At 36.9% G+C, this 23,420-nt stretch carries 30 protein-coding genes and 4 pseudogenes; 12 read left to right on the top strand and 22 right to left on the bottom strand.

Annotated elements, in window-relative coordinates:
• Positions 1-289 (bottom strand): hypothetical protein (locus IPI65_14015; GenBank protein ID MBK7442612.1); only part of this gene is annotated, 289 nt, incomplete at its 3' end.
• 357 nt (positions 290-646) lie between these two features.
• Complete coding sequence (locus IPI65_14010; GenBank protein ID MBK7442611.1) at positions 647-1,489, bottom strand: hypothetical protein; 843 nt, start codon at positions 1,487-1,489, stop codon at positions 647-649.
• Positions 1,490-1,562: 73 nt separating this feature from the next.
• Here IPI65_14010 and IPI65_14005 point away from each other — a divergent pair, with 73 nt between their 5' ends.
• From IPI65_14005 to IPI65_13960, 10 genes are all read left to right on the top strand, one after another.
• Positions 1,563-1,772, top strand: a complete 210-nt coding sequence (locus tag IPI65_14005) for a DUF2461 family protein (GenBank protein MBK7442610.1) — start codon at positions 1,563-1,565, stop codon at positions 1,770-1,772.
• Between the two features lies 1 nt (position 1,773).
• The gene (locus IPI65_14000; GenBank protein MBK7442609.1) at positions 1,774-2,229 is read left to right on the top strand and encodes a DUF2461 domain-containing protein; all 456 of its coding nucleotides are present in this window, start codon (positions 1,774-1,776) and stop codon (positions 2,227-2,229) included.
• A gap of 39 nt (positions 2,230-2,268) precedes the next feature.
• The gene (locus tag IPI65_13995) at positions 2,269-2,586 is read left to right on the top strand and encodes a hypothetical protein (protein ID MBK7442608.1); all 318 of its coding nucleotides are present in this window, start codon (positions 2,269-2,271) and stop codon (positions 2,584-2,586) included.
• Positions 2,587-2,600: 14 nt separating this feature from the next.
• Entirely contained in the window at positions 2,601-3,041 is a 441-nt protein-coding gene (locus IPI65_13990; GenBank protein ID MBK7442607.1) for a hypothetical protein, read from the top strand.
• Positions 2,945-3,832, top strand: coding sequence for a SprB repeat-containing protein (locus tag IPI65_13985; GenBank protein ID MBK7442606.1), 888 nt, complete (start codon positions 2,945-2,947; stop codon positions 3,830-3,832). The genes IPI65_13990 and IPI65_13985 overlap by 97 nt, the downstream gene beginning before the upstream one ends.
• A 5-nt stretch (positions 3,833-3,837) precedes the next feature.
• Complete coding sequence (locus IPI65_13980; protein MBK7442605.1) at positions 3,838-4,128, top strand: gliding motility-associated C-terminal domain-containing protein; 291 nt, start codon at positions 3,838-3,840, stop codon at positions 4,126-4,128.
• 371 nt (positions 4,129-4,499) lie between these two features.
• Positions 4,500-5,240 (top strand): hypothetical protein, encoded by a 741-nt coding sequence (locus tag IPI65_13975; protein MBK7442604.1) that lies wholly within the window; start codon positions 4,500-4,502, stop codon positions 5,238-5,240.
• A gap of 214 nt (positions 5,241-5,454) precedes the next feature.
• On the top strand, positions 5,455-5,898 hold the full coding sequence (locus IPI65_13970; GenBank protein MBK7442603.1) for an OmpA family protein: 444 nt from the start codon (positions 5,455-5,457) through the stop codon (positions 5,896-5,898).
• A gap of 100 nt (positions 5,899-5,998) precedes the next feature.
• Positions 5,999-6,259 carry a hypothetical protein gene (locus tag IPI65_13965; protein ID MBK7442602.1) on the top strand — a complete coding sequence of 87 codons (261 nt, stop codon included), beginning with the start codon at positions 5,999-6,001 and terminating at the stop codon, positions 6,257-6,259.
• A 10-nt stretch (positions 6,260-6,269) separates the two neighbouring features.
• Entirely contained in the window at positions 6,270-6,755 is a 486-nt protein-coding gene (locus IPI65_13960; protein MBK7442601.1) for a hypothetical protein, read from the top strand.
• Positions 6,756-6,825: 70 nt separating this feature from the next.
• On the opposite strand, the gene IPI65_13955 is transcribed toward IPI65_13960, so the two are convergent.
• From IPI65_13955 to IPI65_13905, 11 genes and pseudogenes are all read right to left on the bottom strand, one after another.
• Complete coding sequence (locus IPI65_13955) at positions 6,826-7,170, bottom strand: hypothetical protein (protein MBK7442600.1); 345 nt, start codon at positions 7,168-7,170, stop codon at positions 6,826-6,828.
• A gap of 73 nt (positions 7,171-7,243) precedes the next feature.
• Positions 7,244-8,152, bottom strand: coding sequence for a DUF2029 domain-containing protein (locus tag IPI65_13950; GenBank protein MBK7442599.1), 909 nt, complete (start codon positions 8,150-8,152; stop codon positions 7,244-7,246).
• Between the two features lie 3 nt (positions 8,153-8,155).
• Positions 8,156-9,630, bottom strand: a pseudogene (locus IPI65_13945) (glycosyltransferase).
• A gap of 15 nt (positions 9,631-9,645) precedes the next feature.
• A complete protein-coding gene (locus IPI65_13940; protein ID MBK7442598.1) occupies positions 9,646-10,338 on the bottom strand; it encodes a glycosyltransferase family 2 protein in 693 nt (230 codons plus the stop codon).
• Between the two features lie 71 nt (positions 10,339-10,409).
• A pseudogene (locus tag IPI65_13935) lies at positions 10,410-11,533 on the bottom strand (4Fe-4S binding protein).
• Between the two features lie 13 nt (positions 11,534-11,546).
• Positions 11,547-11,780: a hypothetical protein gene (locus IPI65_13930; GenBank protein ID MBK7442597.1), complete on the bottom strand. Its 234-nt coding sequence runs from the start codon at positions 11,778-11,780 to the stop codon at positions 11,547-11,549.
• Positions 11,781-11,833: 53 nt separating this feature from the next.
• Positions 11,834-13,152 (bottom strand): annotated as a pseudogene (locus tag IPI65_13925) (NAD(P)/FAD-dependent oxidoreductase).
• A 113-nt stretch (positions 13,153-13,265) separates the two neighbouring features.
• Positions 13,266-14,030 (bottom strand): DUF547 domain-containing protein, encoded by a 765-nt coding sequence (locus IPI65_13920; protein ID MBK7442596.1) that lies wholly within the window; start codon positions 14,028-14,030, stop codon positions 13,266-13,268.
• Between the two features lie 246 nt (positions 14,031-14,276).
• Positions 14,277-14,723: a T9SS type A sorting domain-containing protein gene (locus tag IPI65_13915; protein ID MBK7442595.1), complete on the bottom strand. Its 447-nt coding sequence runs from the start codon at positions 14,721-14,723 to the stop codon at positions 14,277-14,279.
• Positions 14,724-14,820: 97 nt separating this feature from the next.
• A complete protein-coding gene (locus IPI65_13910) occupies positions 14,821-15,372 on the bottom strand; it encodes a hypothetical protein (protein MBK7442594.1) in 552 nt (183 codons plus the stop codon).
• Positions 15,365-16,030: a hypothetical protein gene (locus tag IPI65_13905; protein MBK7442593.1), complete on the bottom strand. Its 666-nt coding sequence runs from the start codon at positions 16,028-16,030 to the stop codon at positions 15,365-15,367. Before IPI65_13905 ends, IPI65_13910 begins: the two co-directional genes overlap by 8 nt.
• Before the next feature lie 171 nt (positions 16,031-16,201).
• Here IPI65_13905 and IPI65_13900 point away from each other — a divergent pair, with 171 nt between their 5' ends.
• Together IPI65_13900 and IPI65_13895 are read left to right on the top strand one after the other, a co-directional pair.
• Positions 16,202-17,356, top strand: coding sequence for a hypothetical protein (locus IPI65_13900; GenBank protein MBK7442592.1), 1,155 nt, complete (start codon positions 16,202-16,204; stop codon positions 17,354-17,356).
• 56 nt (positions 17,357-17,412) lie between these two features.
• On the top strand, positions 17,413-19,068 hold the full coding sequence (locus tag IPI65_13895; GenBank protein MBK7442591.1) for a T9SS type A sorting domain-containing protein: 1,656 nt from the start codon (positions 17,413-17,415) through the stop codon (positions 19,066-19,068).
• Between the two features lie 93 nt (positions 19,069-19,161).
• Here IPI65_13895 and IPI65_13890 read toward each other — a convergent pair whose 3' ends face one another.
• The 9 genes and pseudogenes from IPI65_13890 to IPI65_13850 form a co-directional block, all read right to left on the bottom strand.
• Positions 19,162-19,362 carry a T9SS type A sorting domain-containing protein gene (locus IPI65_13890; GenBank protein MBK7442590.1) on the bottom strand — a complete coding sequence of 67 codons (201 nt, stop codon included), beginning with the start codon at positions 19,360-19,362 and terminating at the stop codon, positions 19,162-19,164.
• A gap of 49 nt (positions 19,363-19,411) precedes the next feature.
• Complete coding sequence (locus IPI65_13885; GenBank protein ID MBK7442589.1) at positions 19,412-19,672, bottom strand: hypothetical protein; 261 nt, start codon at positions 19,670-19,672, stop codon at positions 19,412-19,414.
• A gap of 118 nt (positions 19,673-19,790) precedes the next feature.
• Positions 19,791-19,976: a hypothetical protein gene (locus IPI65_13880; GenBank protein MBK7442588.1), complete on the bottom strand. Its 186-nt coding sequence runs from the start codon at positions 19,974-19,976 to the stop codon at positions 19,791-19,793.
• Between the two features lie 226 nt (positions 19,977-20,202).
• The gene (locus tag IPI65_13875) at positions 20,203-20,787 is read right to left on the bottom strand and encodes a hypothetical protein (GenBank protein ID MBK7442587.1); all 585 of its coding nucleotides are present in this window, start codon (positions 20,785-20,787) and stop codon (positions 20,203-20,205) included.
• On the bottom strand, positions 20,780-21,271 hold the full coding sequence (locus IPI65_13870) for a hypothetical protein (protein MBK7442586.1): 492 nt from the start codon (positions 21,269-21,271) through the stop codon (positions 20,780-20,782). Before IPI65_13870 ends, IPI65_13875 begins: the two co-directional genes overlap by 8 nt.
• Positions 21,249-21,614, bottom strand: a complete 366-nt coding sequence (locus IPI65_13865) for a hypothetical protein (protein ID MBK7442585.1) — start codon at positions 21,612-21,614, stop codon at positions 21,249-21,251. Before IPI65_13865 ends, IPI65_13870 begins: the two co-directional genes overlap by 23 nt.
• 11 nt (positions 21,615-21,625) lie before the next feature.
• Positions 21,626-22,273 carry an AI-2E family transporter gene (locus tag IPI65_13860; protein ID MBK7442584.1) on the bottom strand — a complete coding sequence of 216 codons (648 nt, stop codon included), beginning with the start codon at positions 22,271-22,273 and terminating at the stop codon, positions 21,626-21,628.
• Positions 22,274-22,284: 11 nt separating this feature from the next.
• The gene (locus IPI65_13855; GenBank protein ID MBK7442583.1) at positions 22,285-22,935 is read right to left on the bottom strand and encodes an AI-2E family transporter; all 651 of its coding nucleotides are present in this window, start codon (positions 22,933-22,935) and stop codon (positions 22,285-22,287) included.
• 111 nt (positions 22,936-23,046) lie between these two features.
• Positions 23,047-23,420, bottom strand: a pseudogene (locus tag IPI65_13850) (SAM-dependent methyltransferase).

Raw genomic sequence — 23,420 nt, 5'->3', positions numbered from 1 at the left:
CATTAGTTGGCTTTAATCTGTAATCAATAGTAATCCATTCGCTGTTAATGTTTTTATAATGCAAATCGGACCATGATGAATTAGAATAAAATGTTCCTTTATTACTATTTTCTTTTACAAAATATCGTGTATTCGCTGTGCGTTTTTCAATTAATTCAAAACAATCGGTGCAGGGTGCATTAAATGGTAATTTACCATATTCAGGATGCGTTTTACTCTTTTCTGAAGAAAGATTATTTAAATCCTCACTGAGAATAACTTTATCTTCAGTAAATGAAGTGTAATTCAATTGCTTAAGTGCCGGTACAGCAAATTCATTTTGCCCCCATGCAGAGAATGCAAAAGAAAATAGCAGAAAAAAAATAAAATTCGACAGCCGGTTCATGGCAAAAAACTTATTAATTGTGTGTGAAAAGGTTATAGCCTGAAATAAATTCAGACATTAAAAATACTTCTTTCCATAAAAACAAACAAGTATCATAAGTTTTGAGCAAAAAATTTCTTACCCCGCCAAACGCAGGCATCCAAAAATCAATAAGATAATTTTGCGGTTGCAGCTATTTTTTAACGACTAATTCATAGCTGAATCCCCCTTCGTGCGCCATCTCACAAAGATAAATGCCTTGCTCAACCACCTCGAAATCAATCAGTTGTCCCGACATGTTAAAATATTTCCTATTTGTGACGTCCTGATTGATGTCACAAAAATGACATTTGATTCCGAATAAGTTTGATCAAAATTCACTTGTTTTAGCTTGTAATAATTAGTTCCCTGATGGAAACCGGTATCGTAAAATTCATAGTTCCTGGTTGTTAAACTATTTCCGCCTGCTACTACCTGTCCAATTTTTTCAAAATCTTGTCCGTTTGCAGATCTGTAAACTTCAAAATGACTTGAATTAGATTCGGTTGCTGTAGTCCAGTTCAGCATTACAGCATTGTTTACAAACCCAGCCGTAAAATCCGTCAGTTCTATTGGAAGCGGCGCAGTATAAATAAAATACGGACACATTGAAGTAAATCCAGCCCCGCCGCCACCCCCTGTAAAATGGGTGTCGAAACACCAGGTATAACACTGGCCCGGAGTTAATCCGGTAAACACCAGTCCTGTCCCAAACAACACACAACCCGGTGCACAAGTAAATAACTCGAAGTCTGAAAACCACAACGAAAATCCTCCGCCATAAGTAAAGGTGAAAGCGGCATCGAGCGTTGCAGTTGTGCCCGGACTGGTAAACGTATAGCAGTAAGTGGCATTTTTAACTGCCGGATTAATCGTATAGCAACACCCGGCATCGAATACCTCAGTATAGGTTGGATAATCGGGTAATTCGGTACATACAATGGGCCCGTTTGGTGAGGCGCAACTGCCTGCTCTATTGTTTTCATCTGCTAAAACAAATCCTTCCGGTATGCGGCTATATGAAACTTCCTGGCCGCTGCAAATTCCGACAAATGAAAACAACATAATTGTGAGATGTTGTTTCATATATCTAATTTTGGTTTTACAATACGAAGAGGAGCAAGTATTGTTGATTCACAACTATAAAATTGAATATTTCATGTCACAAATCCAAAAAAATTCGCTAAAATTTTTAAAACAGCTTGCAGCAAATAACAATAAAGCCTGGTTTGATGCCAACCGACCTGATTATGAAGCAGCAAAAGCCAATTTTATTGAATTTATTGGCGAATTAATTACCAAAATGGGCGCTATCGATTCAGGTGTTGCGGATTGGAAGCTAAAAAACAATATTTCGAATCAACCGTGACGTGCGATTTTCGAAGGATAAAAGTCCTTACAAAAACAATTTCGGGGCTACACTAAGTATGGGTGGAAAAAACATGCAAACGGCAGGATATTATTTCCAGATTCAGCCCGGTAATAAAAGTTTTGCCGCCGCCGGTTCCTACATGCCGATTCCTGAAAATCTCGCAAAAATCAGACAGGAAATCGATTATAATTTTAAAGATTTCAAAAAAATAGTGGAATCCGCTGCATTCAAAAAACAGTTTGAAACTTTAGATGAAATTGAAAAATTAAAAACGGTGCCAAAGGGCTACAGTGCTGATAATGCGGCTTTGGAATATCTGAAACATAAAAGTTTTGTAGTATCACACACCTTTACTGATGCCGAGGTTACCGACCCTGCTTTCATAAAAACTGTAGTTACTACATTTAAAACCGCATTTCCATTGGTAAAATTTATAAATAATGCTTTAGAATAAGTAAATTTGAGTTGCCAACTTCCAATAATTATATAGGCGATGCGAAAACTCCTCCTCATCCCGGTTATTTTTTTGTTTAATCATGTGTTAAACGCTCAGGGCATCGTAGCTTATCCCGATACCACCATTTGCAGTGCCCAGCCGGTTTGGCTGCATGCCGATGTGGATGGTAGTTTCGGAACAGCAACCTACGAATATCAATCTATCCCATACGCCCCCGAACCCGTTGGTGGCACTGTGCATAATATGGTAGATGATACCCACGTTGGCCCGTTTTCCATCGGCTTCGATTTTTGTTATTTCGGTCAGATTTATGATAAATTTTATATTGCTTCTAATGGATGGATTAGTTTTTAGCGCCCTCCGGCGGAATGGATGTAAACTGGACACCCGACGGGCCTATTCCGGATGCGGCCGCTGATGTGCCAAAAGCTGCAATTTTCGCGCCCTGGACCGACTGGCATTCGGGTTTATGTACAAATTGTATTTACCACGAAGTAGTTGGTGTGGCGCCAAATCGTAAATTGATTGTGAGTTATGATGATGTGCCGCTGTTTTCATGCACCGGTTTTCTTGGTTCATTCCAGATTGTGCTTTACGAAACTTCCAATAAAATAGAAAATCACCTGACACATGTTGATGTTTGTCCGGGATGGGATTTAGGTATCGCCACCCAGGGCATTTTAAATGAAGATGGTACTCAGGGTATGCTGTTGTGGGCAGAAATGCAACCGACTGGTCGGCAGATGATGAAAGTTGGGTATGGTTGCCAAGTGCAATTACCTGGTATGAAACTGCAACCGGCACTGTAATCGGAACGGGCGACAGTATTGAAGTGAATCCAGCGTCCACAACTAGTTATACAGCAGAGGTTACCTTATGCGATGGCACTACATACAGCGATGAAGTTATTGTAACCATTTCCACCCCTTATGATGTTGGCGTGGATATTCAGAATATAGTTTGTAACGGAGATAATAATGCCTGGATAGATGTTGATGTAACCGGAAATACTAATCCGGTAAGTTACATTTGGTCAACAGGATCGGTTGAAGACAGTATTTATAACTTAGGTCCGGGAGTTTACACAATTACCATTCAGGAAGTAGACGGATGTGCTTATGTGCAGGAAATTACCCTGACGGAACCACCATTATTAACGCTTGACACGGTTGCAACAGTTGATGTTACTTGTTTTGGGGGTAGTGATGGTCAGGTACAGCTCAACGGCGGCGGCGGTGTTACACCATATATATTTACGTATGATGGTACTAACTGGCAAACAGACAGCAATTTTCTTGCGATGGAAGCCGGTTTATATACATTTACCGTAAAGGATGCTAATGGTTGTACACAAACATTTGACAACATTATTGTATCTCAACCTGAACCAACGGTTGTAGATGACGGACCGAATTTTACTATTGAATACGGCAGTTCTGTTATTATTCAGGCAGCTACTGCCATTAACCCGATTATAAGTATTGTATGGGAACCCGCTGAAGGATTGTCGTGCACCGATTGTATGCAACCCACGGCACAGCCTACTTTAATACCGTTTATTATATTACCATTACCGACGAAAATGGTTGTGAAGCAGTAGATTCCATGTATGTTTGGGTAAATATTGATTTTAATGTGCCCAACGCTTTTACCCCAAACGGTGATGGTTTAAACGATATGTTTAATATTCAAACCGATTTACTGATTTCTTACCATATTACAATATATAACCGCTGGGGCGAATTAGTATTTACTTCTGATGATATCGGCAAGGGTTGGGACGGCAATGTAAATGACAAACCACAGGAAATTGGCACCTATATATATTATATAGAATCGGTAACAACGCTGAACACGCCGCTTAAAAAAACCGGTACCATAACCTTACTCCGGTAGGCTATAAGGCCTGAAAAAGGGCTTTCAATGTTGAAATTTTAAGTTTGGTTGCATCATTTCTAAAAAATCATTTTTTTTGGTTTTACATTTTACCATAGCTTTGTTTCAATCTAGCACGCAATGCTAGTGCCATAAGATCTATAACACACATTTCCACGTATGTAAGGTTGTGTTATATTCCGTCAGGCTTGACTGTTTTCCGTGAATTTGAGGAAAAATTCCACAAATTGCGGTAAAAACACTTGCATAAGCGGACTAAGGGTTATAGCTTTGCGGCATAAACATATTTGAAAAATTATATTTTAATAACCGATTATATTGTAAACATTAATTAATACGTCATGATTAGTAGAAAACTCACGTTAGCGGTATTGATGCTTTTAAGCATTGCTACCTTCACCAACGCTCAATCGAGCTCATTTCCTCCAAAACCAGCCAACAAATGGCAAATTGGATTAAACTTAGGTCTTCCTGCAATCCAGGGTGATATTAAGTCAGAACCATTCGGCGGTAGCCACTCACCTGCATTTGGTGTTGGTTTAAATATCCGTAAAGGTCTTGGATATGTTACATCACTCCGTTTACACGGTATGTATGCAAATGCTTATGGACAAGATTTCATTGAAAGTTCATATGCTTACAACAAAACTTTAAATGGTGCCTTTTCAAACAGCCCTACAACGAATTACTCGGAAGGTGCTGACTATACAGGTAACGTTTGGGTTCCTAACTACAAAACTCAGATTGCTCACGGTTCATTAGACCTGTTAGTTAATCTTAACAACATCAACTTCCACAAAGCTGATCCTAAATTTTTAGTGTATGCTTTCGTAGGTGTTGGTGGTTTAATGTTTAATACATCTTACGATGCTTTGGATGCTGCAGGTAATCCTTACGATTTCCAAACTATCCTTAGCGGTTTTGGTTCTCAGAACACATCTGAAAAAGAACGTATCGACGCTATTCACGGTATATTAGACGGTGAATATGAAACTCAGGCTGAGGTAGCCAACCCTGCAGCTCGTGACGCCGGTGAAGTTCGTGCAACTTGGTGCGTAACCCTTCATTATCAGGTGGTCTTGGTATCTCTTACAAAATTGGTACTAAATTAGAAATAGGCCTTGAAGAAAGAGCTACTCACTATTTTGATGACTTAGCTGACGGTCAGCGTTGGCAGTTTGACGGTTCTTATACCGCTCACTATGACTTATTCCAATATACAAGCAAGGAACTCCAGTAGATACTCACGGTGTTAGCTTAGACAGCGATAAAGATGGTTGCCCTGACTCTGAAGATCCAGAACCATTCTCATCTCCAGTATTACCTATGGAAAACTGTCAGAACGTTCACTTAACTCAAGATTGGGTTGAAAACTATGTTGACCAAAGATTGAAAGATTATCAAAAAGGTGGAAACGGTGCAGCTTCTGACTGGATTCTTCCTTATATCTTCTTCGACTTAAACAGTGCATCTATTCGTCCTGATGCGGTTCCTGAATTAAATCAGGTTGCTGATATCATGAAACGTTACACTTCTATCAACGTTGAAGTTGTTGGTCACACTGATACTCGCGCATCTGAAGATTATAACATAAAATTATCTGAAAATCGCGCAAGAGCTGCTATCACTTACTTAACTGGTAAAGGTGTTGCAGAAAGCCGTTTGAAAATCGTTTACAAAGGTGAATCTGATGTAATGATTAAAGACGCTAACACAGAAGCGGAACACCAAATGAACCGTCGTGTTGAATTCCATATAATTAAGAACTGATATATACATATAATCATGACAGCCAAAGGGGTGGAGCAATCCACCCTTTTTTTATACTTGAGTTTCCCAAAATGTTTATTTCGCAGTATATTCGTAAAGCATGAAACAATTCAGTCTGCTGTGTTTTTTACTCCTTACAGCTTCATTGCTTTTAGCTCAATCTGTACCTAACGATACCATTAAAACAAAACGCTCATTCTTTAAGCATAAAAAACATAAACAGGAAGCTACCTGGACACCTTATTGCAGCAGTTGCGAAATCACTCAATTTGATCCGGAAACATATTTTAAAGATGATGATGCAGATGGTGTATTTAATGTTTTTGATTTACAATTAAATACACCGCATTTGCACCGTTGATTCAAATGGTGTGGCTGTTGATAGTGATGGAGATGGGGTTTTGGATTGTTTCGATAATGATGGAGTTCTACCTATTGACACGCTATCAAATAAAATGATGGATTCAATAATTCGCGAAAGTGGTTATCCTTGCAAATCTATGTTGGGAAGCAATTATGATGAATGGATTTTGCCAATAATATTTTTTGATTTTAATTCAAATATTCCGGATTCAGTAAGTTTAGATTTCTTGAACAGAACAGCTGACTTATTGATCCATAACCCAAATCTAACTATTGAAATAGATGGTAATTATGACTATGATATAGAAAACAGTGATTTAGGAATTATTAGAATGTATTATGTTGCTAACTTTTTGATAGGTGAGGGAGTTGATTCAAATAAAATCAGATTAAAATATGATGATTTTCAAAATTCTGGCAATAAATTGCTTTTGCATCCGAATGAAAAAGACTTAAGTGTTTTTTATAGGGCGCTTTTATTAAATATAAATTAATCTATACTATTTTTTTTAAAAGCCGCTGCGAATTTAAAATCCGGTCCTAACTACATACCAAAATTTTAATTCAATATTTTTCCGGCCTTTTTTGTAATTTAAATACTTCATACAAACAAAAACCGATTACAACTAAATACTCCATCACCACCACAAAATAATTTTCCGGGTAGGTGATATCGACATAGGTAATGTAAGTGAAATAAATAAGCAGCGACCACAAAATTGCATATCGGTAACCGGAAAATACACTCAACATAATTAGTGGCGTAATATACCATGGATGCATGGTTGTGGCGAATAAACAGTAAATAGAAAAAGCTAATTGAAGTGCAGTAATGAACTTATCTTTTTGGTAGAAATAACTTAAAACACTTATGGCAATTATAGTTACAAATGGCAGCAATTGCCGCATGAGGGTAAACGTTTCAAAATTTTCATCTTTATTAATAATCCAACGTAATAAATAATATACTGAAGCATTAAATTCAAATTGCTGGAAGTATAAATTTAAACTGGAAAAATATTAGCATACTGCAGCAGCATAGGAATAAAATAATGATGCTCACTACACCGCTAATAATTGAATAAATAATTGTTTGTTTAAAGCCCAATCGTTTAAATAATAAAGGCATCAGCATAATGGGCCACAACTTTGCACCAATGGCAAATCCGAATGCAATTGCAGAAAAGGTTAGTTTTTGTTTATTGAGAAAATAAATAGCCAGCAATAAAAAGAATATCATAATACCTTCAAAATGTAAATTGCCGGTCAGCTCTAAAATTACAAGCGGATTTAAGGTGTATAATAATTGTAAATTGGAATTGAGATTAAGCTGTTTTAATATTTTAGGAATGAGTAAAATGCTGCCTATTTCAAATAAAAAAATAAAGATTTTTAGAATAATCTGATTCCACAATAAATTGCCACCTGAAAGATGTGCTGATACAGAAAACAGGAATTGACTTAAGGGCGGGTAAATTGTAAAATACGGTTTTGAATTGAGTGCGTTGTATAAACTGTCATTCAATACCATATTATCTGCACCCAAATAATGTTGTGCTTTCACCATATCAGGTGTATAGGCATAAGGGTTAATATGATTTATGGTGAGATGTCCATCCCAAATAAAACGATAAAAATCGTCAGTTAAATTGGGCATGCTGAATAAAATGCTAAATCGGATAAGTATACCCAACCATTTTCCTTCATCAGCAAGGGCAGGGGTTATCCAGTTTTTACATATAACAATGTATAACAAAAATGCACAGGCATACAGGCTGATGAGTTGAATGAAGTCGGTACGTTGAGTGCTGTAATTAATCAGCAAAAACAAACCTGCAAACAACACATAAACAACAAATCTCCATGGTCCGGTGATTGTTGTTTTGTTCATTTTCTAAGAGTTAAACCTTGAATGTTTAAGCGAAAAGTAGAAAATAATTGCGAAACCGAGAATGCGAGCATGTGGAAAAGGTAATAAACCATAGTCTTCATAATAAAAGCCCATGATGATACCGCTCAAAAATACAAACTAAAAGGCCTTCCAAATAAGTAATCGGGCTGATTTTAGATGCTGTATATTTTTATTTTTCCAGATATCTTTTCCGTTTACGATATTAAATTTCGGAGTGCGCACAAATGCGGTTTGTTGACCTAACCAGCCTCTGAATACAGCCCAGGCATTGTGGAGGCTCATACCCATTGTAATAGCGAGGAACACAGGGAAACGTGTAATATACACGCTCAGTGTTTTACGCATTGTTTTTTCGCGCTGTAAAGTGGAAATATAATATGCGTAAGCAATAGCAATAGAACCCATTAAGAAAATACTGGCGTATTTGAAATAGTTAAAATCAATCACCTGATTTTTAATAAACAACAGCGGAACACTTAATATGGCTGTAATTAAAATAAAAATATAATTGGTGGTATTAAATAAATGCGCAACTGCATGTAATTTGATACGCAGTGGTAATTCGGCATTAATAACACGTAAACCAATTTTTTTAGCTGTTTCAGCGCCACCTTTGTTCCAACGGAATTGTTGCGATTTAAGCGCATTCATATCGGTAGGTAATTCTGCAGGAGCAACAACATTTTCTACATATTTAAATTTCCAGCCGCGTAATTGCGCACGATAACTTAAATCGAGGTCTTCGGTAAGGGTATCGGCTTTCCATCCACCTGCATCTTCAATAGTTGCTTTACGCCAAACACCGGCGGTACCGTTAAAATTGATGAAATAACCGGCAGCATTTCGGCCTTGTTGCTCGATAGTAAAATGCATATCTAAAGCAAAAGCCTGCATTTTGGTGAGTATGCTGTAATCTTTATTGAGGTGATCCCATTTGGCCTGAACTACGCCAATTTTATCATCCAATAAAAAATGTGGTATTGTTTTTTTGAGAAAATCGGGAAAAGGAACGAAATCGGCATCAAAAATGGCTACGTATTCGCCTTTTGCTTCTCTCAAACCATATTCGAGGGCGCCGGCTTTGAAACCTTTGCGTTCAGGGCGGCGAATTTGTTTGATATCGATACCTTTTTGGTGATAGAAGTCCACTTTTTTGCGCGCAATCTCAAAACTTTCGTCGGTTGAGTCGTCGAGCAACTGGATTTCTAACTTATCGGCAGGATAGTCGAATGCTGCGATAGCGTCGATTAAACGTTCCACAACATACAATTCGTTGAAAACCGGCAGTTGCACGGTAACATGCGGGTATTCTGATTCAGGAATGGTAAAATTGTTTCTTCCTTCTTCAGGTTCCGCTTGAACTTGATGTAATGAATGGCTAAACTCAACTGCATTATGCAGTAAAAGAACAGCAGGGTAATGGCTATGGTATAAATTACTATTATAGTGATTGACATGTCAATCGGTTAGGTTCAATAATATTTAAAAATGGTGGTTATAATTTTATAACCGGCCATAATCGTGCCTTTAACGGTGCCTGTAATTTTGGAAACGCCAATTCTTGGTCTGTAATCTACGGCTATTTCGGTAAATCTCAGTTTCTTTTTGGCTGCTTTAATTTGCATTTCCACCGTCCACCCGTAATTGGTATCTTTCATTTCAAGCGCTAGCAGGGCTGTCCAGGTTATGGCTCTGAACGGACCGAGGTCGCTAAAACGGGCGCCAAACAGCAATTTGATCAGCGTGGTTGCGAGCCAGTTGCCAAAAATTTGTTGTGGAGCCATAGACCCTTTGATGCGTTTACCTTTTGCGCGGCTGCCAATAACCATATCAGCATTACCTGATACTATTTGCTGCACAAGTTCCCGCATCTGTTCGGGGTAGTCGGAATAATCACCGTCAATGAACACTACTATTTCAGGTTGCTTTTCTGCGGGAAGCTGTTTTAAGTAGGCTATACCTTTCAAACAAGCGGACCCGTAGCCCTTTCTTTCTTCCAGCAACACGGTGGCTCCCATTGATCGGGCTATTTCAGCAGTATTATCGGTTGAACCATTGTTCACTACGATAACTTCTGTAACCAAATCAGCGGGTATGTCCTTCAAAACATGCCCAATCGATCCGCTTTCATTAAAAACCGGAATTATTACTACGATTTTCTGCATGTTCATCTTTGAGGTGCAACCCTGAAAAAGTGCACAAAATTACGTGAATTGTAAATGATATTTAAATATTGTTAAGATAGAATTTTCAAATCTTCGGAAGTAAACAAAATTTCGGTGCGTTTTTTATTGTCGGAGCCGTTTTCCAGCTTCAAAACACCACGCGGACAAACGGCAGCACAAACTCCACAGCCAACGCAACTTGCGCGCACTATATTCTGGCCTTTTTGGGCGTAAGAACGCACATCGATTCCCATTTCACAATAGGTGGAGCAATTGCCGCAAGATATACACTGCGAGCCGTTTGTAGTGATTCTGAACCTTGATTTAAATCGCTGAATCAAGCCCATATACGCTGCCATTGGGCAACCAAAACGGCACCACACTCTGCTGCCCATTAAAGGATAAAAACCAACGCCGATTACACCACTGAATACCATCCCAATCACAAAACTGTATCCTTTAGCCATTGTTTTGCAGAATCGCCTAAAAGTTGATTTTTAAAACTATTATCTACCAATAATAACACGGTTATTATAATAATGGCAGCCAAAACGCTGTGAATCAGCCATCTTTCAATTTTCCAGGCTTTTAACGATTTATCGCTGAGGTGACGAAAAGGGTCTCCTGCAGTTTCTGCCAATCCACCACATCCGCAAACCCAACTGCAATACAAGCGTTTGCCAAAAAAATAGGTAAGTATCGGTGTTGCAACAAATGTCATCACCAAACCCCAAAAAATGAAAAACTGACCAAAAGCGCCCTGTGTTTGGAAATAACTTAAGGTGTTTGGAAAAATGGCATCATAATCAAGGGGCCAGAAATAGGTGAGATAAGGCTCATAATTATAAAGCGACTTCATAATTCCCGGTAATAGCCAGGCAAAACCTAACTGAAAAAACATGACAGATGAAGTTCGGATAATCTGATAGCTACTATGGCGGTATTTATAAATGAACTTGAATCCCATTACCAAAACAGCAATGGTATATAATGAACCGTAAACAAACCATTGGTCGGCTTTTGTGTTGCGCAAAGCCATACTCAGCGGGTTAAATAAATTTACGAGCCCAACAAATAAATCGGCACCGAATAAATTTTTCCAGTAATCGCGCCAGTAGAGTAAAATGTAAAAACCGGTAATGGTGATGCCGCTAATCCAGGCTAATGCACCGCGTGCCGACATCGATGTAAACATGGTGCGGTTATTTTTATGCCGGGGGCAGATGTCCATAAGTGCCGATGGTATAAATAATTCCGCCTGCGAAAAAACAAAGCAGGGTGATAATTAAAAATATGAGTGGCTGATGGTTGGCAGCACCCGCCCAGGCCATAAAAAATGCCAATAAACCAATGCCGGTTATTGCCAAACCTGCTTTTTGGGTATTGTTAAAATTTGCAGGATGCGGATTAGATAACGATAAACTTGAATTTGCCTGTGCCATTTTATATATGTTTAGCGAACAGTGATTTAATTTTTTAAATTTAATTGCCAAAATCAATTTTTGAAAGCTGATTTTGGTTTTAATTGAACGCGAAGTTGCGGATGTTGTGTATTCCATGCCTCGATAATTTCAGCTTCAAATGTTTTGAAAAACTCAGGGTCGAAATTTGCCACACTTAAATGTGCCATGATATGTTCCACATTTCGTTTTTCCAGTAACCAGCGATTAAATATTTCGTGTCGCATTCTGATACCGAATACATTAATACCGATAAATAAATGGTCTGCTTCGCGATAAACTACGTGCACACATTTTTGATGATCGGCACTTTCCCAATAAAATTCTGCTTCGCCTTCGCGCAAGGTATTGAGCACGGTTCCATAGGTTTGATATTCGATATCTAAAAATTTAGCACTGTTGAACCAATAGCCGGGTTCATAAACGCGTGGATGCCCCATCATGTTAAATGCTGCTGTTTCACCTTGCAATTTTCCGGTATACCAAACCTGTTCAATTACACGTCTGTCGGGCAATGCATGTTGAAACTGTGCACAGTCGCGGCGGCAAAATATCATCTATACTAGTATGCATATGTTGGTTGATAACCACACCGCGATCGGTTTTGATACCACTGTCTTTTAAAAATTGAATATTTGGAGAAACACCTGCTGTAAGGCCAACGATCTGACAAGGAATTTCTTCGTCGTTACCTGTTATGATGCTGGTAACGCGGCCATTTGCATCACCTTTTATTTCTTTTAATGTTTCATTTAATCGCAAATCGAAACCATGTTCACGAATATGGCGGGTAATCATTTGCGATTCCTGTTCGGGCAGAATATTATTCCAATAATTACTTTCACGCACTAATAAGGTTACGGATAATGCCTTGAATGCAGCATTTCTGCCATTTCTATTCCGATTAAACCTCCCCCACAATAACTGCGCGATTTATACCATTGGCTGTGTTGGCTTCGAGCGATTCGAGGTCCTGGGAGGAATATAATCCCTGAACACCAATTAAATCTTGCCCCGGCCAACCGAATTTATTTGGTTTAGCGCCTGATGCAATTAATAATTTATCGTAAGACAGCCTTTCAGCGTTGTCGAATACAACTTGTTTTGTTTGAATGTCGATAGTTTGCACCCAACCTTTTTTGAGATTGATTCTATTTTTTTCCCAGAACCAATTTTCATAAGGTTGGATATCTTTAAATTTCATGTGGCCCATGTAAACATACATGAGGGCAGTTCTGCTGAAAAAATAATCTGTTTCTCCTGAAATCACAGTTATTTGGTGATCCGAATGTTTGCGGATAGTTCTTGCGGCTGTGATACCTGTTATTCCATTTCCAATTATTACAATATGCATAAGCGAGTGGCGGCGAAGGTAAAATGATTGCGGTATGAAATTAAGAACAAAAAACGAATAGTTCCGTTCTTTTAACTGAAAAACGAACTAAAGGTATATTTTGTCAGCATCGTTTATTGTTTGTTCAAATTCCAGTTGTAATCCATAAACTCCACTTCGGTTGATTCTGTAAGTTTAATTTTACTGTATTGGTTCAAAAAATCTTTTAAAGAACCATCTTTTGTAAAATCGCCGGTAAACCAGTTAAATATGCTGCTAACTGTTGCTTTTTCAGTTGTAATTTTATTACGGGTAGGGTCATTAATAAAATCTTCGGCTTGTTGTTGCAGTTGCTTATCAATTTTTTTTGCTTCGTAGGCTTCGTTTAATAATTTCGGACAGGAATAACTTGCGCAGTTTACGGCAAAGTGAATTCTTGGTTCATCCATTTTTCGTAAAATATTATGTTCGATATTATTTAAATCGAGCTCCTGACCCTGAATGGTAATAAATTTTATATCCCAAACCGAATTTACAAATGCAACGCCGGGTTTTATATCTTTAATACTTACAACAGGATAGTTGCGAATAATTAACTGAACGGTGTACGCATTATAAGCATTTATCCAATAAGCAAGAATTTCTTCACGACTCCAGGTTTTTTCATTAGGATAATTTGCTTCAATTAATTGCAGATAATTATTGAGTTTAATACTATCGGCAATAAATCCTTCATAATTTACCCATCCGTCGGAATTTACATTTTTTTGCAGTAAGTCGGTCCATAATTCATGTGTAAACGGTTTGGCATTGGTTTGAATTCCACCTAAAGTTCGACACGAAGGCAGGGTGCACGAGGTGCAAAGTGCAATTAAACTTACAAGTATCAGGTTTCGCATAGTATGTTTGTTATGGATAAATATACGATGAAATTTTATAAATAGTTCAGCCGATTTTAAGTAGAATAAAGGAAAATGGGTGACGTTAAAGCAAAGGTATGTTTTAACTATAGATTAGTGAGAATTGTAACTAGTATTTACAAATGCTAATTAATTAAAAAATTTTCGGTTATCTATTAAATAATTAAGCCTAAGTATCAATTACTTTTATTTCAACATTTCACAAACTTAAATACAACAATTCCCTTACCCGGTATAAATATTTAATAAATAAATTCCTGCAGCGAGTGTGCTTACATCAACAGAATAGTTAGCATTAAACAGTTGTTTTTGATTAATGATGACACCCTGTAAGTTGGTAATTTCAAAAGATGCCGGATATCCAAGTGCATTTGATATTTGTAATTGATTATGTGGCGGTGTTGGATAAATAGAAAATCCGGTTAAAGGATTGTCGATTACTGGCAATCCATTATCAATTGCGCCATTACAATCATCATCTAAACCATTTAATACTTCTGTTGCACCCGGATATATTGCATCATCTAAATCATTACAATCGCCTGTTGTTAACACATATCCTTCAATAGCTTCACAACTATAGGTATAATTTAAATCATTGCCATAACTGTCGGCATCTGCATCACGATAATATTGTAACTGAGTACATTTTCGTAGATTTTTACTATCCACACATCAGGTGTTACAGGGTCGCTAAAATAGTGATTGCTAACATCGTAATCATTGGAACGGGAGTCGCCAAATACAACAAAAATACTATCTGATTGCCTTAAAATTGCATTAGCATACTCACCTGAGGTTCCCCCAAACATTTAGTCCATTTAATAATACCTTTCGTATCAAGTTTTACTAACCATTGATTGGAATATAATGGGGGAGCAATATGGCCTGTAACATCACCATCATTAAGGGAGGTGGTTATTCCCGAAATTACAGATGAGCCATCCGAGCAATAAATTAAGTCATTTCCAATATCAGCACCTGAACCCCCTAAACTATTTTGCCAAACAATATTGCCAATACTATCAACCATTATAGTCCACATATCACTATAATCAGAACCGTGGTGACCATCTACATCACCATCCTTCGACCAGCATTCGCCGGTTATGATAATATTTTTTTCAGGAGTTTCAATTAATGCTTTTGCATAATCGTATCCGCTTCCACCATAATTTTTTGCCCATAAAAAATTACCATTGGCATCCAGTTTTAATAAATAATAGTCCTTCCCATCTTCTCCTTCAACAACAGTTGTTCCACAAATTAATAAATCGCCAGTAGCTGTTTCTGTTACATCTGCACCTTCATCGTCATCCAACCACCCGTAGACCTTTATCCATAAAAAGGTTTCCTAAAGAATCTAATTTTCCAACAATTAAATCATTGTAATCCGTTGAACCTAAATGCTCCGGAATATCACCATCCAAAGAAGAACTCCAACCTGTAAATACAAAATTTGAATCTTTTGTTTGAATTATTGAAAACGCCCACTCTGCCGAGCTACCACCTATTGAACGTTCCCATTCTAAATTCCCTAAAATATCAATTTTTACTACCCAAAAATCTGATCCGCCATGGTTGGCTGTTACATCAATGTCAGAAGAATAAGTGTATCCCGCTATGATAAATCCACCATCTGAAGTTGCTGCTATTGCTTGTGGAATATCGCTGTTAGAACCACCGTAACTTTTTTCCCAAACCAATTCGCCAAACTTATTTATCTTAGTTAACCAGAAATCTCCAGAATATACTCCGTAATGAACAGACACTTCAAAATCGTCAGAGTAAGTTTCATTTAAACTCACAAAACTCGAATCAACTGTCATTACTGCATCGTGAGCCTGATCATAATTTGTTCCTCCATAATTATGCTCCCAATCAATTGTAATGGGCTGGCTAAAGGCTTGTTGACAGATAAAAAGTGCAAAGAAGAGTATTACAAATAATCTAATTAAGTATAATCTTCTGTTTTCCATTTCAAAGTAAATGTAACAATTTTAGATGGTTTAAACAAAATGCGAATAAATGCTATAAAATAAATTTGTAATCAATTGTTAATCAATAAGTTACAAATTTTGACTCCCCAAAACCCTATATTTCAGAATAAATCATTAAATTTATCTTATTTCACCCTAAATCCTTAAACTATGAAACCTAAATCATTCGTGTTAAAAACAACACCATTTTTAATCCCAACTGTTAAATCTGTTTTTATCACTTGTATTTTTATTTTAATTGGAATTACATTTTTATCTTCTGTTATTTATGCAAGCAATACATCAGATTTATCTCAAAGAGATTATAATTTTCCGGATTCAGTTGATATTGATTCTCCTGAAATTGTTTCTGCATTTGGCGACACAGTTCAAACCATTATTGATGGGGCTGATACGATTTATATATTATCGGAAGGCCCTTTAGATACATCAGATATTGAGGCCAGAGCAATAAATACTGGTGATATTATTATTACATTAACCAATACAGAGTATCCTGTAAATAAAGATGTTTTTGGCGTTAACCTGGAAGGTTTTTTTGGTAAATACACAAACACTGCAAGCGAAATTGCAAATTATGCGGCAATGGATGCTGTAAACGGGTATGAAGTATTAAATCCTTATGCGATGTTAGCTGCGATGGCGCCAAAAATTTTGCGCTTCCCGAGCGGTGCAACGAGTAAATTTCAGCATCCACTTGGTTCAAGTAATACAGCGAGTTTCATTTCAATTTTTAATGCAGCAGATCCAGCCCACACAAAAACAGGTTTGCGTAATGGTGGTTTTGGTTATGATTTGGAAGAGATAATTCGGTATTATAATAAAACAAATAATAATATGTTTGACCTTCCTTCATATAATGCTATAATCAATGACATGCTGGATAATTCTCACATTGATGGTAATTGGTTAGAAGATGTAGACAAAGCCGACTTTGAAACATTTTATAATCGCTGGGTCGACCAGCCTTCATTTAATGCAACCGATTATACAGTTGCCGGTGTTGAACAGATTTGGAATGAACCGTTATACATTAATAATTTTATAGACTTAATCAGTTATATTGAAACTACGAAGGGCTATGTGGTGGATGTTATAAGTGCCATTAATATTTTAAGTGAACCTGCTTACAAAGTAACACAAATGATTGACTATATGCGCAATGCCTCGCTTAACCATAAATATGCTATGCATTTAATTGGTATTGAAATGGGTAATGAATGTTATTTTTCATTTTATGGCAGGTCAATGGGTTTTAAATGTGACGGACAAACAGTGCATTTGACCATTACTGGGCTTATATAAATGGAGCTAATGACTATGATGATGTTTTTGGTGCAGATGCTTTTGAATTGAGTGATGTGTTAAGTGCTGATATGCGTGATGATGATGGTGGTGCGGGGTTTAATAATCATGATTATGTGAAGTATATAAGAACTAACCCCGCCTACAATAACATTAAAATAGGTATTCCGGTTACACCAGCTTCAGCTAATGGAGCCTATACTATTTTAAATGATGAATTAGTTGAGGAACCTGCTGGAGGTTGTCCTACAAAATGGAATGCTTCGGTTGTATCAAAATATGCGGTAAAAGAAAGTGGTCGATTTGTGATAGATGCTGTAATTCCACATTTGTATTTATCCGGTAAAAATGGTGAAGGTGCTGATAATATAAATTGGGGTGAAATTCCTGTTGGTGGATACACTGCAGCCGGTGGCGTTTTAATACCAAATTGTTTGGATAATGATATGGGAACAACCGACTATGATAATTTTAATACTACGCCTTATTTAAATTTTGCTGCTGACCCACGCCTGAGCTGTGCTTTTGAAGGTATAATAGACCCATCAAACGATGGCAGCTTTTTAAAATTTGTTAAACAGCAACATAAAGCTGCAATGGAACATTTGGCAACAGATCTTGCCTTGGATGGTTCTGCAGAAAACCAGAAAGTATGTTGGATTACAGAACGAAATATCAAAAATAATTATCTTGAAGGGTCTCCCGGAACACAAGTAAATGCAAAATATTTAAGAAGAAGTGTTTATGATAATACGTTTGTACACGCATATTTAAACCAGGAAGAGTTTTTAAATTATATTAAATTAAACTACCAGTCAGGCTTCCAGGAACAATTTATTACGATTACATCTTTCAATAATTTTTTAGGTGGTGCTTCAACTGATTTAGTTCGAAATTCAAATGAGGCTGATTTGCATGCATTGGGCCTTATACCGACATGTTCATCAGGTTTTAAGCCATTTTTAACCCGAACCCTATATTATCAATATCGGTTAGCAAATCAAATACATTTACGAAATTTAGATTATTTAAAAACAGTAAAATCATTATACACTTCAAATATCAATCAACCCCCTACTTTTTTTATTGCTACTTCCGGAGCTTCATTACATGAACGTGATGTTTATGCATATTTTTCAAATATTAAAAAGGAGCCCCAAACTTATATCATTAAACCCGGTACCTTGTCGCCCAATCCATTAACGGGCATACATGCAACACTACATTATATCGAAGCTAACAATTTATATTCGGGTTCAGGGGAAAACACCCTATATGATATTAATGATTATTATGGTTCATGCTTGGAAGGTGAATATGAAATACGAAATGAAGGTGTGGTTTATGTAGATAATGGTGAATGCCCAACCGGAGCTCCTGGTTCGATGTGTGTTACAGTGCCGCCATTTTCATGTGGCTATTTTGTATTTACATACGATCCGATTTTAAAAACAGGTGACTTAACAAACAGTTTTAATTTATTTCCAAATCCCACATCAACAAATTTTATAATTGAACCCACAAATGCGGCCAAGACATCAAATACAACACTTGATGTTACAATTATATCCGCACAGGGCGCAATGGTTGCGCACCAATATGCTTTACCGGGTGAACCAATAGATATTTCCAATTTACCGGTAGGCGTTTATCAGATATTAATAAAAACACCTGAATATATTGAATCGGAATTGGTAGTGAAGATGAAATAACCAACTATAGATTACAAATAGGTTTTAAGGAAAATTCTACCTTACTATATTATAAGTAAAGAGGCTGTTCACATAATGGACAGCCTTTTTTATTTATTGTTTAACAATCTGTTTCACCGCTGTTGTTCCATCGGCCTGAGTCGTTTTAACGAAATATAAGCCAGGGGCTGCATTCGTAATATCCAATACAATCATACCGTTTTCACTTTCAATATTTTCAGAACTGATTATTTTTCCGGTAATATCAAATACATCTAATTGAACACCGCCTGAAATGGCATTTAAAAATTCAATATTAAATACGCCTGATCCAGGATTAGGAAAACAGTCAGACTAAACGGTATTACTTCACCTGAAGGTAATGCCGCATAATATTAACCGTATAATCTTCAACCTCGCCATTGGCAAATGTTTCACATGCTGTAGGATATGCACCGTATTTAGCACTAATGCGTAAACGAGTAGTTCCTGCATTTGCAGTTGTAGGCACTAAAATATTTTTGGTTAAAGAAGCTGCTGTTGCTTGTTTTTTCTGAAAAACTTGTTCGCCTGCATCGCTAAAATCACCATCACGATTATAATCAATCCATCCTCTCCAATACATTTGATAAATGGTGCCTGAAAATCCCGCACTGTAAGTTAACGTATAGGTAGTTCCTTTTACAATATTGGTTGATGTTCCTGTGCCGTTGTAATATCCGCCATCGCTGCCGGAGGTCCGGTTAATGGTATTTAATTTTACATAATCGATATAACGTGTAGTTGATGATGCCTGCGCTGCTGCAATAAGTAATTACCGGATTAAATGAAACAGTATAATCTTCAACTTCACCGTAATCAAAAGTTTCGCATGATGTAGCCAATGCATTATATTTCATTGATACACGCATTCTTGTTGTGCCTGTCATGCCTGCAGTTACCACAAAACTTCCTGAAACTGCCGCAGTAGCTGCACCTGAATTATATACATTTTCACCTGCATCATTAAAATCAAGATCTTTATTATAATCTATCCAAATAGAAAAATATTCAGGATATACAGTCCCGGTATAACCAGGTGTTAATGTAAATCCTGCTGATACACCGGGCGTTAAATTAATTGTAGTTGCAGTAAAATCGGCATAACCTGAATTATTACCGAATTTTTGTGGTGCCGTTCACTGTAACAGTTTGCAAACCATTCATCGGCAGCAATCCTTTAGATAAACAATATGCAGGAACACCACCGCAAGAAGTAACACAACCTGCTGCAGAAATGGTATTTCGAATTGCATTTCCCGGTTGAACACCAAATCCGTTTGCTAAATTAATTCCGTATCCTGTTAAATGGCAATAACTCATAATTGTTCCGCCGCCAACCGGTGCAGGACCTGCAGGACAACCGCCTTCTGTTGCATAACAATTATCTAAAGCACCACCAACCCAAGCGCCACAATTTTGTGTATGATAACTTCCGAATAAATGGCCCATTTCATGTGTTACCACCATAACTGTCCAGCTATAAGTTGGAAAATCATTATATGTTGCATCAATATCGCTGTAACAATATTTGTATGAATTACACAAACCATTTATTGTAGCCGCAACTCCACCAAGTCCGCCCGGATCCAATGCAACTAAATGTGCAATATCGCCGGTAAATGATGTGCGAAATGCCATAAATGAATTTAATGCATCATACGATGAACCACTTGCATAACCATCGGCAATCTCAAACAAAAATGGTTGAAATTTGTGTTGGTACACTTTCATTGGTATAAATTACTGCTGAGTTATTATAAATACCGGTAATATAATTTGCTGTTGCAGTTACACTTCCTTTATTTTGATATAACTGATAATCTGCTTCGAAATAAATTTTCGGACAATTGGTAATACGTGAACTGCCTTCAATTTCCATTAGTTGATGAAATTCATCCAGGTAATCAGGATTGTCTGCAGTTGCACATCCTAAACTTGCTGGATTTACAATTACATCCCAATCGGAATAAATCATATAATCTGATTTTAATCCTTTACCATATCTGCCAACATTAATATTGCCTTTATCGGAAGAAGAAATTACACCCATAATTTCATCTTCAAAAATACTAATAGCAACAATAGATGAAGGATCATCTTTAATTGTTCCCTGATAATAAACACCGGGATTAAAATTTTCTACTTTACCACCATCAGCACTAGAAAGTAATTTCGAAACCATCTGCAAAAATATTTACCTGTACTAAATCAAGTGTTATTGCACTTTCTTTATAAGGAATAGATAATTCCATTGCTTCACTTTTATTAGTAAAAAGTGTTTTAACAGATTCGCTGCTCAAACTTGCAAACGTGATATCCTTTGCAAATGTGGAAGTGCTTATTTTGTAAGGTGAATTAATTTGTGGTGTGAACGGTTCAGCTTTTTTAAATGATATACCTGCATTTCTGGTTTCTGCTACCATTTTTGCTACCGGTTTTAATGCAGCATCTGACCAAAAACACCTAGGGTGATCATCAGCAAGCCAGTAAATAAAAATTGTTTGTAAAACTTTTTCATAATTCAATTTATTTAGGGTTAAATAAGTTGTGTATGCTTGTGGTGAGATTTAAGCATAAAAGTGCAAAAAAATCTATGTTTATACAAATATTTCGGATAAGTGCTATACACAAAATTATAAGTGCTTATTTGCCAAAGCCTTAACAGGTAAGGGTTTGGTTTTTTGGGTGAGATAAAACAACAGTTTTTGCAGGTCACTAATCGAGTCCCTGTGTCATTTTTTCTTACAATTTTAGCCTCGCTGAAAAACTCTTTGGCGATTATCCTGAAGAAGGCATAAACCGGCATAGCAGCAATCATTCCCGGCACACCGGCCAGATTGCCAAAAACCAATACAACAAAAAATACTTCTAAAGGATGGGCTTTTATAGAGTTGGAATAGATAATAGGTTGTGAAACAAAATTATCGATGAGCTGCACACCCTGAAATAAAATAAAGAGTTGAATTAACATGGGTGTAATATCAAAACCCGGATCTACACTTAAATTAGTGGTAATGCCAATCAGCATACCAAACAACATTCCGATAATTGGACCGATATAAGGAATGATATTAATAATTCCGGCAAACAAGGCAATTAACCAACTATTGGCGCCAAAGCCTAAAATGAGTAAACCGGATGCAATCAGAATAAATACCACTAATGATTGAATAATTAATCCCACAAAATACCGCGTCAGATATATTTTACTCGAGTGTAAAATACGCCATTAGCTTCAAATTTTGTTGGTGTTAATGTCATAACGATATTGTAAAATAATTTATCATCCCTAAGAAAAAAAGAGGGTGATAATGTAATAGAAAACAGGGCAACCAAAATATTTCCCAAGCCACCCATAATGTTATTAAAAATATGGGTTATAGATGTAACATTTATCCAATTACGTAAATTTTCATTTATAACCTGTTCAACAGATTGTGCCGGTGCTTCAGGGTCCTGAAATTGAATAATCATGGAATCGAGCATAACAATTTGGTTTTGTAAACTTTCTGCTACTCGTTCGGTGTCGATATGCGATATGTTATTTGTTTGCTCAACAACAAGTGGTGTAAATATTTTTACAATGCCGAAAAGAGCACCAAAAAGAATAATAATTGTAAAGAGTGCTGCAAGAGAATCGGGTGTTTTAAATTTTCCTATTTTTAATTTTTGAATAAAATCACAAATTGGTTTTCCAACAATAGAAATTATTGCCGCAATGATGAAATAAAACAGGATGGTAGTAATTTGTAATAATAACCAAACCACACCAAATACAACAGCTAGTGTAATTAAAATGAGTATGGTAGATTTTATGATACTATTATTAGACCAGTTTTTTGTCATATTGGTGTTCGTGATTTTAAAAATACAAACGTAAATATACAGGATGCTTTTCAGGTTTTGGCATAGAAAAAAAGCCCTCATTGCTGAGAGGCGATTATAAATTTTATTTGATTAGCAGCATCCGCCGCCATCATAAAACCAGCTTGAGCGGAAATAAAGATGTCGTTTCTGCCCAAATCGGCTAAATTGCCAACGGTTTATCACAAACGGCAAGTGGTTGATTCGGCATCAGTACATGGCCTTTATGGTCGTCGAAAAACTCTTCATTACCATAATAAATTGCGGTTTTACCTGTAAACACACAAGGACCGTCTGCAGGCATAGGGTCTTTAATAGCGCAAACTTCAGCGCTTTCGCTATAAATAATGGTCGGTTATCACAGATTCACCGGGTCTAAAATTCGGTAAGGGGGGCGCGCACGCTTCAATAGTGCCGAATCCGATATCGGTAATTCTGTTGATGTATTCCTGCAGTGGTAATGAGCC

The organism is Bacteroidota bacterium, from assembly GCA_016706255.1.
GTDB lineage: Bacteria > Bacteroidota > Bacteroidia > Chitinophagales > BACL12 > UBA7236.
This window is presented reverse-complemented; position numbering and strand designations above follow the sequence as displayed.